Below are 15,117 nucleotides of genomic sequence, written 5' to 3'. Positions count from 1 at the left end.
GGGGAATTCAAATACTCATCTAGCGGGCCGGTCAACTTCAAGGCACTATGGTCACGGCTTCCTGAACGGCAGACGAACAAGGCGGTGAGTGTGACCCAGCGAAAGAGCCGCAGCGACCGGCGCATCGACCTGATCGAGGCGGCCCGGCGGGCCATCATCCGTCACGGCATCGACCGCGTCCAGCTCTCGCACGTGGCCGAGGAGGCGGGGCTTACCTCGGGCGCCGTGCTGTATCACTATCCCGACCTCAGCGAGCTGCTGGTCGAGGCGCAGCACGCCGGGATGGAGCGGTTCTACGAGCAGCGGATGCGTCAGCTCTCGGCGCTCACCGACCCGGCGGAGAAGCTGGTCATGACGATCAGGTCGGGGCTGCCGACCGGCCCGCTCGACCCCGACGTCCGGCTGCTCAACGAGCTGGGCGGGGCGGCGGGGCGCAGCCGGGTCTACGGGGTGCTGCTCACGTCCCTCTATGACCGGCAGGTGTCGATGTACCAGTCGATCCTGGACACGGGGGCCGCGCTGGGCGTCTTCACGCTGAGCTCCGACTCGCTGACGATCTCGCGCAACCTGGTGGCCCTGGAGGACGCCTACGGCTATCGGATCACCGCCCGGCACCCGGTGATAGGCCCGCAGGAGGCGGCCGAGCTGATCCTGTCCTACGCGCGCACGGCGACGGGCCACGGCCTCGCTCACTGAGCCGTTCCCTGGCCCGCCGCTCACTGAGTCGTTCCCTGGTCCGCCGGGATGATGACGGCGTCGTCGTGCCGCCAGTGCAGCTTGACCTTGGCGCCCTGCTCCACGGCGCTGGCGCCCTGCACGGCCACCAGGACCGGCTTGACGCGGCCGGGCAGGTCGACCGAGACGTGGGAGACGCCGCCGTAGAAGCTGACGTCGAGCACGGTCCCCTTGAGGCCGTGCGCGGCCGTCTCCTCGCGCAGCTCGATCTTCTCGGGGCGGACGCCCAGGAGCGCCTTGGCTCCGGTCTCCAGCTCCTCCAGCGGGGTGCCGGGCAGCAGGCCGAAGTCCTCGGTCCGCAGGGCCTCGGCGCCGCCGGCCGTACCCTCGAACAGGTTGTTGGCGCCGACGAAGTCGGCCACGAAGGGGGTGCGGGGCCGCTCGTAGAGCTCGACGGGCTGGTCCACCTGGCGCACGCCGCCGCGCTCGAAGACCGCGATGCGGTCGGCGAGCGACATGGCCTCCTCCTGGTCGTGGGTGACGACCACGAAGGTGATGCCGACCTCGTGCTGCAGCCGCTTGAGCTCCAGCTGCATGTCGGCGCGGACCTTCTTGTCCAGCGCGGAGAGCGGCTCGTCGAGCAGGAGCAGACGCGGGCGCTTGACGATGGAGCGGGCGAGCGCGACGCGCTGGCGCTGACCGCCGGACAGCTGGGCGGGCTTGCGGCCGCCGAGGTCCGACAGGCCGACGGTCTCCAGCACCTCGCCGACGCGCTGCTTGATCTCCTGGCGCGGCAGCTTCTCGCGCTCCAGGCCGTAGGCCACGTTCTTGGCCACGGTCATGTGCGGGAACAGCGCGTACGACTGGAACATCAGGCTGATCGGCCGCCGGTTCGGCTGCTTGCCGAGCAGGTCCTCGCCGTCCAGCGTCACCGTGCCGCCGTCGGGCGTCTCGAATCCGGCCAGGATGCGCAGCAGCGTGGTCTTGCCACAGCCGGAGGGACCCAGCAGGGCGAAGAACTCACCCTGGCGGATCTCCAGGGAGACCCCGTCGAGCGCGGTGACGTCACCGAACCGCCGGGTGATCCCGTCAATCTTCAGCACGTGATTCCCCGATCTTGGTCATCCGCTGGCCCACGATCACCGCGGTGAAGCTCACCAGGAGCAGGATCGCGGCCAGCGCGTTGATCTTCGGGGTCACCCCGAAACGGATCATCGAATAGATGACGATCGGCAGCGTCTGCTCGTTGTTGCCGATCGTGAAGAAGGCGATGACGAACTCGTCCAGCGACAGCGTGAAGGCCAGCAGCGCGCCCGCGATGATGCCGGGCGTGAGCTGCGGCAGCGTCACCTTCATGAACGTGACGACCGGACCCGCCCCGAGGTCGCGCGAGGCCTCCTCCAGTGAGGTGTCGGTGTTCGACAGCCTCGTACGCACCACCGCGGCGACGAACGCCATCGAGAAGACGCCGTGCGCGAGGATCACCGAGTAGAGCCCCAGGGTGAGCTGGATCATCCCGTAGAAGACCAGCAGCCCGATGGCCAGCACCAGGTCGGGAAGGACGGCCGGCATCAGGGCGAGCGCGTCGAGCGTCTTCGACCGGGTGTACCTGGCCAGGCCGACGGCCAGCAGCGTGCCGAGCACGGTCGCCACGACGGTCGAGCCCGCGGCCACGATGAGCGTGTTGACCACGCCGTCCCTGATGCGCTCGTCCTGGGCCAGCTCGCCGTACCACTTGAGGCTGAAGCCCTCGTAGGTGTAGGCCGACCTGCCGGAGTTGAACGACATCACGACGAGCACGACGATCGGCGCGTACAGGAAGACGTACGTCGCCCAGAACGGGACGTGCAGCCACTTCGACCTACGCACGACGGGCCACCCAGGACTGCGCGATCAGCAGCACCACCAGGACCGCCACGAGGGCCAGCGTCAGCGCGGAGCCGAAGGGCCAGTCGCGCGCCTGCAGGAACTCGGTGCGGATCAGGTTGCCCACCATGACCGACTTGCCGCCGCCGAGCATCTCGGGGATGACGAAGTTGCCGAAGCTGGGCACGAACACGAACAGGCACCCGGTCAGCACGCCCGGCACCGTCAGCGGCAGCGTCACCTTGCGGAAGGTGCTGAACGCCGAGGCGCCCAGGTTCGCCGACGCCTCGCGCAACTGCGGGTCGAGCCGTTCGATCGCCGCGTAGAGCGGCAGCACCATCAGTGGCAGGTAGGAGTAGAGCAGCCCGAGGACAATGGCGCCCTGGTTGTAGAGCAGCTCGTACGGCCCCAGGCCGAGCGCCTTCAACCCCGAGTTCAGCAGGCCGGGACCGTTGAGCAGGATGATCCAGGCGTAGACGCGGATGATGAAGTTCGTCCAGAACGGCAGCACGACGGCGACCAGCGCGACCGTCTTCCACTTGCGCGGCAACTGCGCGATCAAGTACGCCGTCGGGTAGCCGAGCAGCAACGCGAGCAGCGTCGTGAGCCCCGCGATCTTCAGGGAGGCGCCCACCACGCTGAGGTAGAGCGGGTCGATCAGGCGGCTGAAGTTCTCGCCGGTGACCTCGTAGACGACACCGCCGAACCGGCCGCGCTGGAAGAGCGTGTAACTCAGCACCAGCACGAGCGGCACCAGCAGGAGCACGACCAGGTACGTCAGGCCGGGTGACAGGAAAACGAACGCACCCAGCCGGCGTCCTCTCGAAGGGGACACCGGCCGGGATTCAGCTTCTGACTTCACTGCTACTACGACTGCGCCTTGATCTCGGTCGCCAGGCGCGTGTACTTCACCGACGCCTGGCCCAGGTCGATGAGCGACTCACCATTGAGCAGCTCGGCCGGCTTGATGTCCAGCAGCGAGCCCTTGGCGATCTCCACCTTGTCCATGGCGGCCTTGTTGGGCACCTTGTAGTTGATGTTGACAGCGGCCCAGCTGTGGATCTCGGGGTCGAGGATGTAGTTGATCAGGGCGTGCGCCGCCTCCTTGTTCTTGGAGGACTTCATGATCACCATGGTGTCCACCCAGAGGTCGCTGCCCTCCTTCGGCACCGCGAACTTGATGTTCTGCTTCGCGTCCGTGGTCGGGCACCAGCCGTCCCACGCCTCGACCATGACCGCCTCGCCGGACTTGAGCTTGTCGCCGAAGGTCGTGTCGTCGTAGCCGAGCAGGTGCGGCTTGGCCGCGACGAGGAGGTCCTTCGCCTTGGCGATCTCGGCGTCCTTGTCGGTGTTGACCGAGTAGCCGAGCGCCTTGAGGGCGGGCAGGGCCAGCCAGCGCTCGGTGGTCATCATGGTGACCTTCTTGTCGGCCCACGACGGGGGCTGCAGGAGGTCCTTCCAGCTCGTCGGCGGCGTCTTCACCAGGTCGCTGCGGTAGCAGATGCCGGTCGTGCCCCAGGTGTAGGGCACCGAGTACTTGTTGCCCTTGTCGTAGGACAGCTGGGTCGCCTCGGGGTAGAGGTTCGACAGGTTCGGGATCAGCTCGGGGTGGATCGGCTCCAGCAGGCCCTGCTCGTTGAGCGCCTGGGCGTACTGTCCGGACACGAACGCCACGTCGATGCCGCTGTCGCCACCGGCGGTCAGCTTGGTCATCGCGGTCTCGTTGGTGTCGTGGATCGCGATCTTCAGCGGGAACTTGAGCTTGTCCTTGACCTTCTGCGGCAGCTCCTTGGGCGTGTACCCGTCCCAGACCGTCACGTTGACCGACTGCTTCGACAGGTCGGCGTTCGGGTTGAGCTGGTCGGCGGTCGCCGCCGGCGCCGCGCCTGCGTTGGTCGACTCACCGCCGCACGCCGCGGCGGCGAGCGCGAGGCCAGCCACCGCTATGGCGGCCGGAAGACGACGGGTGAACCGGGTACGGAACACGGCCGCTACTCCTTCAGGGTTCCGGTGGATGAGGGGTCGCGCGACCAACCGGGCACGGCAGACCAGACGAGGAGTGTTGCAGCAGAAATCAACATGAGCAAGACTTTTGCGGACACTGTTACCTGGATGTTTGGTATTCCTGTTGAACATGGATTCAATTTGGAGGCGGTTGCTCTCTCTCGGTGAGAAGCCCCTCACATCACGGGACCGCGGCGTCTCGGCCGCGCTCGTGACGGCGCTGGGGGGAGGGGACGACGTGCCGCCGCCGTTCGCGGTCCGCCGCTTCTCCGCGCTGCCCAGCCTCTCGTACGAGGCTGGGGATCTCGACACTGGGGTGCCGGTCGAACGGGATTTCGGCGCACATGTCGACCAGACGAACTACTCCGTGGTCGTGGCCGATCGAGTGGTCGTCAAGTGGCTGACGCCGCCGGCGGCGCTGCCGCATCCCGCTCCCGATCTGCTCGCGCACCTGGCCGGGGCCGGGTTCCGGGACACGGCTCCGCCGTACGCCGCTCTGACCCGGGTGGACGAGACGGGCGAGAGGCTACTCGCGCTGGTCACGGGCTACCTGCCGGAGGCCAGGGACGGTTGGGAGTGGTGCGCCGACGAGGCCGCTGCCGGCCGCACCGCCTTCGCGGAAGCCCTCGGCCGCCTGGCCGCCGACCTCCACCTGGCGCTCTCCACTTTCCCACCCCCTTCCATCGTCGCCACTCCCCCAGCCGTTACACCCATTTCCGGTCTGCCGGTTTCCCGTCTGGCGGAAAGGGCCGAGCGAGCGCTGACCGAGGCCCTCGCCCTGACGGACGGCGCGGACGGCGCGTGGCTGGCTGGCCGGGCCGATGCCCTCAGAGCCGAGCTGGCCCCGCTGACCAGGCCGATCACCACGCCGCTGATCCGCATTCACGGCGATCTGCACGTCGGCCAGATCCTGCGATGGCGCGACGGTTACGCCGTGATCGACTTCGACGGCAACCCCACCGTCATGGAGGCCGCGCCGTACCAGCCGGCGGCCAGGGACCTCGCCCAGCTCGCCACGAGCCTGGAGCACGTCGCCCAGGTGGCGATCGAGCGCCGTGGCACCCCGCCGGACCAGGCGCTCGGCTGGGCCGGCGAAGCCCGCGAGCGCCTGCTGGCCGCCTACCGGAACCGCTTGGCCGAGTGCGGGCGGCCGGATCTCCTGGACGAGTCGCTGCTGCGCCCGTTCGAGATCGAGCAGGAATGCCGGGAGCTGGTCTACGCCGCCCGCCACCTGCCCCGCTGGCGCTACGCCCCGATGGGCGTGCTGCGCGCCCGCTATCCCGACAAGACCCCGTGAACCCCGAGCCCTGCCAGGCAGACACTTCTGAGGAGACCCCGTGAATTCCGAGCTCTACCTGGCCGATCTGGAGGCCAAGCCCGCGGCTCTCGCCACCCTCGCGGACGCGCTGGCGGCGGGCGGCCTGTACGAGGGGCTGCCCACCGGTGTCCGGCGGGTGCTGTTCCTCGGCATGGGCAGCTCCCGCTATGCCGCCGGAGTGGCCGCGCTCCGCCTGCGCGCGGCGGGCATCGATGCCTACGCCGACTACGCCTCGGCCGCCGCGTCCTACCCGGCGGGGCCGGAGACGCTCGTGGTGCCCATCTCGGCGACGGGCACCAGCCGCGAGACGCTCGACGCGGTGGCCCGCTACGCGGGCGGCCCGTCGTTCATGGCGGCGCTCACCAACCATCCTGACTCGGCTCTCGCGAAGGCGGCCGACCTGGTCGTGCCCATGCACGCGGGCGAGGAGCGGGGCGGGGTGTCCTGCCGGACGTTCCAGCACACGCTCGCTCTCCTGCTCGCGCTGGAGGCCCATCTCACGGGCGACGGGCGCGACCTGGCCGACCTCGTACGACGCAGCGCCGAGGCGTCGGCCGACCTCCTCGACCGCCGGGATGAGTGGCTGCCCCTGACACTGGAGCTGCTGGACGGCCCGGACGGCGTCTACACCATCGCGCCCGTGGAGCGCCTGTCGTCGGCGGAGCAGTCGGCGCTGATGTTCCGCGAGGGTCCGCGCCGGCCGGCCGACGCCTGCGAGACGGGCGACTGGGCCCACGTGGACGTCTACCTCACCAAGACCCTCGACTACCGCGCGCTGCTCTTCCGCGGCTCCGGCTACGAGGACCAGGCCATGGACTGGGTGCGGCAGCGCGGCTCGACGGTCGTCACGGTCGGTGGGGACCTCATCGGCGGCGATCTGCTCGGCGGAGATCTCAAGGACGCCACGGCCGCCATCCGCTACGCGCACGACGGCGACGCGGACGTGGCACTGCTCACGGAGACGCTGGTGGCGGAGCTGGTCGCCGCCGACTGGTGGTCGGCCGTGTCCTGAAAGGTGGGCGGCGTCCTGAAGGGTGAGCGGCGTCCTGAAAGAGCGTCCTGAAAGCCGTCAGCGGGCGCCGGACGCGGCGCGGGCGTTCAGCGCGTGCTCGACCAGCGCGATGAGTGTGTTCTTGACCGGCTCGCGGGCCCGCGCGTCGGTGCGCACGATCGGGATGTGCGGGGAGAGCGTGAGCGCCTCCCTGACCTCGCTCTCCACATGCGGGAACTGCCCGTCCCACCCGTTGAGCCCGACGACGAACGGCAACCCGGCGTTCTCGAAGTAGTCGATCGCGGGGAAGCTGTCGGCCAGCCGCCGGGAGTCCACCAGGACCACGGCCCCGATCGCCCCCCGCACCAGGTCGTCCCACATGAACCAGAACCGGTGCTGTCCCGGCGTACCGAACAGGTAGAGGATCAGATCACGGTCGAGCGACACACGCCCGAAGTCCATGGCCACGGTGGTGGTCGTCTTGCCCGGCGTGTGCGCGAGGTCGTCGATGCCCGCCGAGGCGTCCGTCATCACCGCCTCCGTGGTCAGCGGCATGATCTCCGACACCGCGCCGACGAAGGTGGTCTTGCCCACGCCGAACCCACCCGCGACGACGATCTTCGTCGAGGTGAGCCCGCTAGAGCCTGCGAAGTCCACTGAGTACCCTTTCGAGCAGGCCCGTGTCCGGGATTCCTGCCTCGAGCTGTGGCTGGTAGACGCGTACCAGCCCTTCCGACTCCATGTCGGCGATCAGCACCCGCGCCACTCCGAGCGGGATCCGCAGCATAGCCGACACCTCGGCCACCGAGCGGACCTGACGGCACAGCTCGCTGATCGCCCGGTACTCCCGGGTGTAGGCCATACCGAGCCGCATCGAGGTCGACGAGGAGACCAGCGCCTCCATCGCCAGGCCACCGCGTGGGGCGGTCCGGCCGCCCGTGACGGCGTACATCCGGACCAACGAGCTGCGCTCGGGCTCCGGTCCGCGGTCGTCCCACGCTGCCAACAGTCCGCTCCCATCACCAGGTTCGCGCGGCCGAGAGTTCCGCGCGGACGGCGGGCGTGAGCACTTGCCCCGCGCGCTCGACCAGAATCGTCATCTGGTAGGCCACCAGGCCCATGTCGCAATCGGGTGCGGCCAGCACCGCCAGGCACGAACCGTCACTGATGGCCATGGCCAGAAGCAGCCCGCGGTCCATCTCGATGAGGGTCTGGGTGACTCCGCCGCCTTCGAAGACGCGCGCGGCGCCCTGGGTGAGGCTGATCAGCCCCGCCGCGATGGCCGCGAGCTGGTCGGCGCGGTCTTGGGGGAATCCCCGGGAGATGGCCACCGGAAGCCCATCGGCGGAGACCACCACCGTGTGGGCGACGCCGGGCACCTGCTCCACGAAACCGCTGACCAGCCAGTTCAGATCCCTGGCCGCCTGGCTCAGGTTCTTCATCATCATTCCTCCTCTAATTCTTCGCGGCCCTTGCGCACGCCCTGCTGGTAGCTGGCGAGCCTGCTGCGCAACCGGTCGGGCGAGACCGGCGGCGCCTGCACGGGCGTCGGCGGGGGCGTGGCGGAGCCGGGCACGAGGTTGGCCTTCGGCGTCCGCTTGGGCAGTCCGGATGTGGTCGTCCCGCTCTGCGCGGGTTCGCCGATCGCTCCCGCCGCCTGCCATCCGGTGTCGGCCGGCGAGGTCCAGGCGGGGTCGCGCTGGTCCGGCGTCGGCGTCGCCTTGGTGAACCAGCTCGACTCGAAAGAGGAGTAGAACTCGTTGTCGGCCTGCGGCGGTGGGGAGGAGGCCAGATCGGGCATCGGCACCTCCACCGAATGCGTGTGCTGTGAGCTGAACCACGACGCCGAATCGAGCGGCTGGTCGAACGCGGGGTCGTACGACGGGTGGCCGAGGCCGGGCATCGCCGGTGTGGCCTGCATCGGCACCTGGACGAACGGCGGCGGCTCCGGAGTCGCCGCCGGCCCGGGGACCGCGGTGAGCAGCATCTCAGGGATCAGCACCATGGCGGTCAGGCCGCCGGTGTCCTGGGGACGCAGCTGCACCCTGATGCTGTGCCGCAGCGCGAGCCGGCCGACCACGAACAGGCCCATCCGCCGGGAGACCGAGACGTCGACCACCGGCGGGTTGGCCAGCCGCCAGTTGGCCTGGGCCAGCTCCTCCGGCCCCATGCCGATGCCGTGGTCGGTGACCGAGACCATCAGCCCGCCGCCGTCGATGTGGCTGCTGGAGATGATGACCTTGGTGTCGCGCGGGGAGAACGAGACCGCGTTCTCGACCAGCTCGGCGAGCAGATGCACGACGTCACTGACCGCCTGGCCGGCGATGGCGGCCGCCGACTGCACCTGGACGCTGACCCGGTCGTAGCTCTCGACCTCGCCGAGCGACGCGCGTACGACGTCCATCAGCTCGACGGCCTCGCTCCACTTGCGCGCCGCCTCCTGGCCGGCCAGAACCAGCAGGTTCTCGCTGTTGCGGCGCATGCGGGTGGCCAGGTGGTCGAGCAGGAACAGGTCGCCGAGCCGGGTGTCGTCGCGCTCGCCGCGCTCCAGCCGCTCGATCAGCGTGAGCTGCCGCTCGACGAGGGTCTGGCTGCGCCGCGACAGGTTGACGAACATCGCGTTGACGTTCGAGCGCAGCCGCGCCTCGTCGCCGGCCAGTCGTACGGCCTCGCGGTGCACCTCGTCGAAGGCCCGCGCGACCTCCCCCACCTCGTCCTTGGAGAAGATGCCGATCGGCGGCACCTCGGCGTTGAGCGCGCCGTCGCGCGACTCGCGCAGGTGCTGGACGAACTCCGGCAGCCGCCGGCCGGCGATCTCCAGCGCCTCGCCGCGCAGCCGGCGCAGCGGGCGGACCAGCGATCTGGCCACCCCTGTGGTGATCAGCAGGACGGCGATGAGCAGCGCGAGCACGGCGCCCGCGATGATGAGGGCACGCTGGCGCTCGGCCGCGCCCAACGCCTCGCTGCGGGTCAGGATGCCGGCCGCCTGGCGCTGCTCGACCTTGCGGAAGGCGTCGACGACGACGTTGCCCGCGTCGTACCACTCTTTGGCGTCGTCTCCGCGGTTGGCCTGGTCGAGCCCTCTCAGCGGCAGCCCGGCCGTGGCCCGGATCAGCACCAGTTCGCGCAGGAACAGCATGCGGTCGGCGGGCCTGCCGTTGACGGTCTCGTCGAAGAAGCGGCGCTCCTCAGCGGTGGCCTCGTCGCCGAAGCTCTTGCGCTCGTTGCGCTCGCGCGACAGCTCGCCGAGGAAGCGCTTGAGCTGTTCCTGGTCGAGACTCCCCTCGACCAGGCCGGTGGTGACCAGCGCCTGCTGGAGCGAGACGCTCTCCTTGGCCTGGGCCAGCGAGTCGAGCATGCGGGTCTGCCGGAACAGCTCGTCGTCCTGGCTGCCCTTGATCAGCTCGTTGTGCACCGACAGCAGCTCATTGATCACCGTGGTGTAGAGCTCGACGCAGGCACCGGGCAGCAGCTCGGCTTCGAGCGCCTGCTCGCGCAGGCCGGCCAGGTCGTTCAGGCGGCTCAGCATGTTCTCGATCTGGTCGGCGGTACGGCCGGTGACGTCGCCCACCAACAGCTCGGCGCTGGCGCGTACCTCCTTGGTGGACTCGTCCACCTGGTCCATCTGGTTGCGCACGGCGGCCAGCCCCGTCACGGGCCGGCCCCTGGCGATGAACCACGAGGTCCTGGCGCGCTCGCCGGCGACCAGGTGGGTGAGCGCGCCGACCTGCTGGGACAGCTGCGCCAGCCGGTTGGTACGGGTGTAGTCACCGGCGGCGCCTATCGAGGCGAACACCTGGAAGCCGCCGAGCAGGACGGCGGCGGCGGTCGGGATGACGATGAGGGCGACCAGCCGCGCCCGGACACGCCAGTTGCGCAGACGCCAGCTTGCCTCGTCCGCCTGCCGTTCACCCAACTGAGTACTCACCGAACGCAACCTCTCGCCCGAATCGGCGTATATGAAGGGCGCCTGAGGCCCCTGGGGAAAATCAGCAAGTGCCGGTAATTGGAACACATACCTACCAGCTCGGCCAAGCGAACATAAGGCCACAAAAGTTGAGTTGTGTGGCACATGGGACGAGAACCTGGAGCCCCATTTATGCTGACCATTGGCCGAGAAATATTCCAATAACTGAACAAGTGTCCGCTTGTGGGCGTTTGTACCGTTCCATGGCTATAACACCGGAGAGGCGCAGATGTCTCCTAAAGGTCACAGCGTTGAGATTTGCGTTATCCAAGACATAGGTTGAGCCCCGGCAAAGCGAGGAGGCGAGTGTGGCGGTTTCTCCCGACAGTGCGGCCATCGAAGTCGAGGGGCTGTGGAAGATCTTCGGCCCAAAGGCGGAAAGGGTCCTGGAGTGCGATGACAGGTATCTCGAACCCGCCGTACTGAGAGAGAAGACAGGTTGCACCGCCGCGGTCAGAGATGTCAGTTTCGAGGTACGGCCTGGCGAGGTCTTCGTCGTCATGGGCCTTTCAGGAAGCGGTAAATCCACCCTGGTCCGCTGCCTCACCAGGCTCATCGAGCCGAGCGCGGGCGAGGTCAGGATCGACGGCGAGGACATCGGCCGCGCCGCCCCCGCCCGCTTACGCGAGATCCGCCGCCACCGGGTCAGCATGGTGTTCCAGCACTTCGGCCTGCTCCCCCACCGGCGGGTGATCGACAACGTCGCCTACGGCCTGGAGGTCCAGGGCCTGGCCAAGGCCGCGCGGCACGCGCGGGCCGGGGAGATCCTCTCCCTCGTCGGCCTCGACGGGCACGCCGACGCCTACCCCGACCAGCTCTCCGGCGGCATGCAGCAGCGGGTCGGCCTGGCCCGCGCGCTCGCCGTCGACCCTCGGGTGATGCTCTTCGACGAGCCGTTCAGCGCGCTGGACCCGCTGATCCGCCGCGACATGCAGGCCGAGGTGATCCGCCTGCACCGCGAGGTCGGCAAGACGATGGTGTTCATCACCCACGACCTGTCCGAGGCGCTCAAGCTGGGCGAACGCATCGCGATCATGCGGGCCGGGGCGATCGTGCAGCTCGGCACGCCGGAGGAGCTGGTGGGCGCGCCGGCCGACGACTACGTGGCCGACTTCGTCCGCGACATCCCCCGGAGCCACGTGCTCACGCTGCGCTGGATCTGCCGCCCGCCCGAGCCCGGCGAGCCCCTCGACGGCCCGGTCCTGCCCGCGCACACGGTCATCAAGGACGCGATCGGCGCCATGTCGTCCTCCTCCCGGCCCATCCGGGTCGTCGACGGTGACGAGCTGGCCGGAGTCGTGGACCGGGTGGACATGCTCACCTTCCTCGCGGGGCAGGGCGCGGCGAACGCCGTACAGGCGAGCGCATGAGCACCACGGCCGTCACGACTCCCTCCAGGCTGCGTGTGCCCAGGTGGGCGCTGCCGGCGGGGATCGCGGTGCTGTTCGCCGTCGCCTACCTCCTCTTCCGCGGCACGGGAACGCTCCCGCACGACAAGTCGGCGCCGCAGTTCCTGGCGCTCACCGACCTGCGCGAGTGGATCGACGACCACCGGAACTCCAACCCGCTGTTCCTGTACTTCCTGAACTACATCCGGATCTTCGTCGGCTCGGTCTACACGGCCTTCCAAGCTGGGCTGTACGCGCTCGGCTGGCCCGGACTCATCGGCGTGATGGGCGCGCTGGCCTGGCTCGCGGGCGGCTGGCGGATCGCGCTGCCGGCGGTCGCCGGAGTCGGCTCGTTCGGTGTGCTCGGGCTCTGGCAGTCGAGCGTCGACACGCTGGCCCTGGTCGCGGCCTCGGTGCTGCTGTCGCTGGCGATCGGGATCCCGCTGGGCATCTGGGCGGGGCTCTCGCCACGGGTGCGCCGGGCGATCACTCCGGTCCTGGACGTCATGCAGATCATGCCGACGTTCGCCTATCTGGCGCCGCTGGTGCTGTTCTTCCACATCGGCGCGCCCGCCGGCGCCATCGCGACGATGATCTACTCGATCCCGCCGGCCATCCGCATCACCGCGCTGGCCATCGAGCAGGTCTCCCCCACCGCCGTCGAGGCGTCGTCTTCGCTGGGCGCCACGGGCCGCCAGACGCTGTTCAAGGTCTACCTGCCGCTGGCCAGGTCCACGATGGCCCTAGCAATCAACCAGACCATCATGATGGCACTGTCGATGGTCGTCATCGCCAACCTCATCTCGGCGCCGGGCCTGGGCGGCGACATCATCCGCGGCCTGTCACGCGCCCAGGTCGGCATCATGCTCCCGGCCGGCATCGCGATCGTCGTCATGGCGGTGGTGCTGGACCGCATGCTGGTCGCGCTCGCCAGAAAAGACCCACACCGCCGAATCGGCCGAGTCCAGCTGATCATTGCCGCCGCGCTGGCCGCCGCAGGGCTGGCGCTGACGCCGCTGCTGCCCGCCGAGTGGCCCGAGGACTGGACGGTCAACTTCGTCGTCCAGGTCAACGACGCGGTGCACTGGGCCGAGACCAGCTGGTACGGCGTCACGACGTTCGTCAAGGACGTCACCACCGACCTCCTGCTCAACCCGCTGGAGAGCCTGCTCACCTCGGCGCCGTGGTGGCTGATCGCCGCCGCCGCGCTGCTGCTGGCCTGGCGGGTGAGCGGCGTACGACCGGCGCTCACGGCGCTCGGCTGCCTGCTGGCGATCGCGCTGCTCGGCATCTGGGAGCACGCCATGCAGACGCTCACCACCGTCGCGGTCGCGGTGCTCGTCACCCTGGTCATCGGCCTGCTGCTGGGTGTGGCGGCCGCACGGTCGTCCCGCTACTCGGCCGTGCAGCGCCCGATACTCGACGCCGCGCAGACCATGCCGGCCTTCGTCTACCTGCTGCCCGCGCTCGCCCTGTTCGAGACGACCAGGTTCACCGCGATCTTCGCCTCGGTCATCTACGCGGTGCCCCCGGTCGTCCGCCTGGTCGAGGACGGCATCAGGGCGGTGCCCGCGACCGTGGTGGAGGCGGCCACGGCCGCCGGGTCCACCTCGGGCCAGCTCCTGTGGAAGGTGCAGCTGCCGATGGCCCGCCGGGCGATCCTGCTGGCCGCCAACCAGGGCATCGTGATGACGCTGGCCATGGTCGTCGTGGGCGGCCTGGTCGGGGCCGGCGCCCTCGGCTACGACGTGGTCGTGGGCTTCTCCCAGCGGACCGACTTCGGGATGGGCTTCGTCGCCGGCATCGCGACGGTCCTGCTCGGGGTCATGCTCGACCGCATCACGCAGGGTGCCGACAGGCGCCCTTCCCCCCAAAGAAGGAAAACCACATGAAGATTCGCCTGCTCGCAGGCCTTCTCGCGCTCGGGCTCGCGGCTGCGGGATGCGGCGGCGCCAAGGTCGAAGAGCCGTCCAGCTCCGCCGCGCCCAAGGCCCAGGGCAGCGCTTCGAGCGCCGGGACCGTCAAGATAGCGATCAACCCGTGGGTGGGCTACGAGGCCAGCGCCAACGTGGTGGCGTACCTGCTGAAGAACGAGCTCCACTACGACGTCCAGCTCCCGGAGATCAAGGAGCAGCTCGCCTGGGAGGGCTTCGAGACCGGCGACGTGGACGTCATCATCGAGAACTGGGGTCACCCGGACCTGGCGAAGAAGTTCATCGAGGAGAAGAAGGTCGCCATGTCGGCCGGTTCGACCGGCAACAAGGGCGTCATCGGCTGGTACGTGCCCAAGTGGATGGCCGACAAGTACCCGGACATCACCGACTGGAAGAACCTGAACAAGTACGCCAGTCTGTTCAAGACGTCGGAGTCCGGCGGCAAGGGCCAGCTTCTTGACGGCGACCCCAGCTATGTCACCAATGACGAGGCCCTGGTCAAGAACCTCAAACTGGACTTCAAGGTGGTCACGGGCGGCAGCGAGGCGGCCCTGCTCAAGTCGGCGACCCAGGCGCAGGAGCAGAAGAAGGCGCTGCTGTTCTACTTCTGGACGCCGCATTGGCTGTTCGACAAGGTCGATCTCGTCCGGGTCAACCTGCCCGCCTACACCCAGGGCTGCGACAGCGATGCCAAGAAGGTCGCCTGCGACTACGCGGAGCTGGACCTCGACAAGATCGTGAGCAAGAAGTTCGCCGACACCGGCGGCAAGGCCTACGACCTGGTCAAGAACTTCAGCTGGACCAACGAGGACCAGAACGCCGTCGCCAACGACATGACCAACGCGGGCATGACCGGCGAGCAGGCCGCCAAGAAGTGGGTCGAGGCCAACACCGCCAAGTGGCAGGCGTGGATCCCCAAGTAACCGTCTTAACCCCTCTTGACCGCGGCCCCGGGCGGGCCGCGGTCGTGGAGC

At 69.0% G+C, this 15,117-nt stretch carries 14 protein-coding genes; 6 read left to right on the top strand and 8 right to left on the bottom strand.

Annotated features, from left to right (window positions below):
• Positions 1 to 90: 90 nt before the first annotated feature.
• Positions 91 to 696, top strand: coding sequence for a helix-turn-helix domain-containing protein (locus tag ACIBO2_RS06020; protein WP_358427410.1), 606 nt, complete (start codon positions 91 to 93; stop codon positions 694 to 696).
• A 20-nt stretch (positions 697 to 716) separates the two neighbouring features.
• On the opposite strand, the gene ACIBO2_RS06015 is transcribed toward ACIBO2_RS06020, so the two are convergent.
• From ACIBO2_RS06015 to ACIBO2_RS06000, 4 genes are read right to left on the bottom strand one after another with little or no spacing between them, the layout of a single operon-like run.
• Positions 717 to 1,778 carry an ABC transporter ATP-binding protein gene (locus tag ACIBO2_RS06015; RefSeq protein ID WP_358537532.1) on the bottom strand — a complete coding sequence of 354 codons (1,062 nt, stop codon included), beginning with the start codon at positions 1,776 to 1,778 and terminating at the stop codon, positions 717 to 719.
• Positions 1,765 to 2,544: an ABC transporter permease gene (locus tag ACIBO2_RS06010; RefSeq protein ID WP_358537529.1), complete on the bottom strand. Its 780-nt coding sequence runs from the start codon at positions 2,542 to 2,544 to the stop codon at positions 1,765 to 1,767. The genes ACIBO2_RS06015 and ACIBO2_RS06010 overlap by 14 nt, the downstream gene beginning before the upstream one ends.
• A complete protein-coding gene (locus ACIBO2_RS06005; RefSeq protein WP_357942911.1) occupies positions 2,537 to 3,376 on the bottom strand; it encodes an ABC transporter permease in 840 nt (279 codons plus the stop codon). Before ACIBO2_RS06005 ends, ACIBO2_RS06010 begins: the two co-directional genes overlap by 8 nt.
• Before the next feature lie 32 nt (positions 3,377 to 3,408).
• Positions 3,409 to 4,527 (bottom strand): spermidine/putrescine ABC transporter substrate-binding protein, encoded by a 1,119-nt coding sequence (locus tag ACIBO2_RS06000; RefSeq protein WP_358537526.1) that lies wholly within the window; start codon positions 4,525 to 4,527, stop codon positions 3,409 to 3,411.
• A 169-nt stretch (positions 4,528 to 4,696) separates the two neighbouring features.
• Between ACIBO2_RS06000 and ACIBO2_RS05995 the strand changes: the two genes are divergently transcribed.
• Both ACIBO2_RS05995 and ACIBO2_RS05990 read left to right on the top strand, forming a co-directional pair.
• Positions 4,697 to 5,842 (top strand): hypothetical protein, encoded by a 1,146-nt coding sequence (locus ACIBO2_RS05995; RefSeq protein WP_358537523.1) that lies wholly within the window; start codon positions 4,697 to 4,699, stop codon positions 5,840 to 5,842.
• A 40-nt stretch (positions 5,843 to 5,882) separates the two neighbouring features.
• Complete coding sequence (locus ACIBO2_RS05990; protein ID WP_397295600.1) at positions 5,883 to 6,875, top strand: SIS domain-containing protein; 993 nt, start codon at positions 5,883 to 5,885, stop codon at positions 6,873 to 6,875.
• A gap of 57 nt (positions 6,876 to 6,932) precedes the next feature.
• Here ACIBO2_RS05990 and ACIBO2_RS05985 read toward each other — a convergent pair whose 3' ends face one another.
• The 4 genes from ACIBO2_RS05985 to ACIBO2_RS05970 all read right to left on the bottom strand — a co-directional run bounded on the left by ACIBO2_RS05985 (position 6,933) and on the right by ACIBO2_RS05970 (position 10,782).
• Entirely contained in the window at positions 6,933 to 7,511 is a 579-nt protein-coding gene (locus tag ACIBO2_RS05985; RefSeq protein WP_358537518.1) for an ATP/GTP-binding protein, read from the bottom strand.
• Positions 7,492 to 7,806 carry a DUF742 domain-containing protein gene (locus tag ACIBO2_RS05980; protein ID WP_358537562.1) on the bottom strand — a complete coding sequence of 105 codons (315 nt, stop codon included), beginning with the start codon at positions 7,804 to 7,806 and terminating at the stop codon, positions 7,492 to 7,494. Before ACIBO2_RS05980 ends, ACIBO2_RS05985 begins: the two co-directional genes overlap by 20 nt.
• Before the next feature lie 67 nt (positions 7,807 to 7,873).
• Positions 7,874 to 8,296 carry a roadblock/LC7 domain-containing protein gene (locus ACIBO2_RS05975; protein ID WP_225290600.1) on the bottom strand — a complete coding sequence of 141 codons (423 nt, stop codon included), beginning with the start codon at positions 8,294 to 8,296 and terminating at the stop codon, positions 7,874 to 7,876.
• A 2-nt stretch (positions 8,297 to 8,298) separates the two neighbouring features.
• Entirely contained in the window at positions 8,299 to 10,782 is a 2,484-nt protein-coding gene (locus tag ACIBO2_RS05970) for a nitrate- and nitrite sensing domain-containing protein (RefSeq protein WP_397295598.1), read from the bottom strand.
• 347 nt (positions 10,783 to 11,129) lie between these two features.
• Here ACIBO2_RS05970 and ACIBO2_RS05965 point away from each other — a divergent pair, with 347 nt between their 5' ends.
• From ACIBO2_RS05965 to ACIBO2_RS05955, 3 genes are read left to right on the top strand one after another with little or no spacing between them, the layout of a single operon-like run.
• The gene (locus ACIBO2_RS05965; protein ID WP_397295596.1) at positions 11,130 to 12,191 is read left to right on the top strand and encodes a glycine betaine/L-proline ABC transporter ATP-binding protein; all 1,062 of its coding nucleotides are present in this window, start codon (positions 11,130 to 11,132) and stop codon (positions 12,189 to 12,191) included.
• On the top strand, positions 12,188 to 14,101 hold the full coding sequence (locus ACIBO2_RS05960; protein ID WP_397295594.1) for an ABC transporter permease: 1,914 nt from the start codon (positions 12,188 to 12,190) through the stop codon (positions 14,099 to 14,101). The genes ACIBO2_RS05965 and ACIBO2_RS05960 overlap by 4 nt, the downstream gene beginning before the upstream one ends.
• On the top strand, positions 14,098 to 15,066 hold the full coding sequence (locus ACIBO2_RS05955) for an ABC transporter substrate-binding protein (protein ID WP_397295592.1): 969 nt from the start codon (positions 14,098 to 14,100) through the stop codon (positions 15,064 to 15,066). Before ACIBO2_RS05960 ends, ACIBO2_RS05955 begins: the two co-directional genes overlap by 4 nt.
• Positions 15,067 to 15,117 lie beyond the last annotated feature (51 nt).

The sequence above is a fragment of the Nonomuraea sp. NPDC050022 genome (assembly GCF_044460705.1).
Classification (GTDB): Bacteria; Actinomycetota; Actinomycetes; order Streptosporangiales; family Streptosporangiaceae; genus Nonomuraea.
Note: the sequence above shows the minus strand (reverse complement) of the source record. Positions and strands in the feature narration are given on the sequence as shown.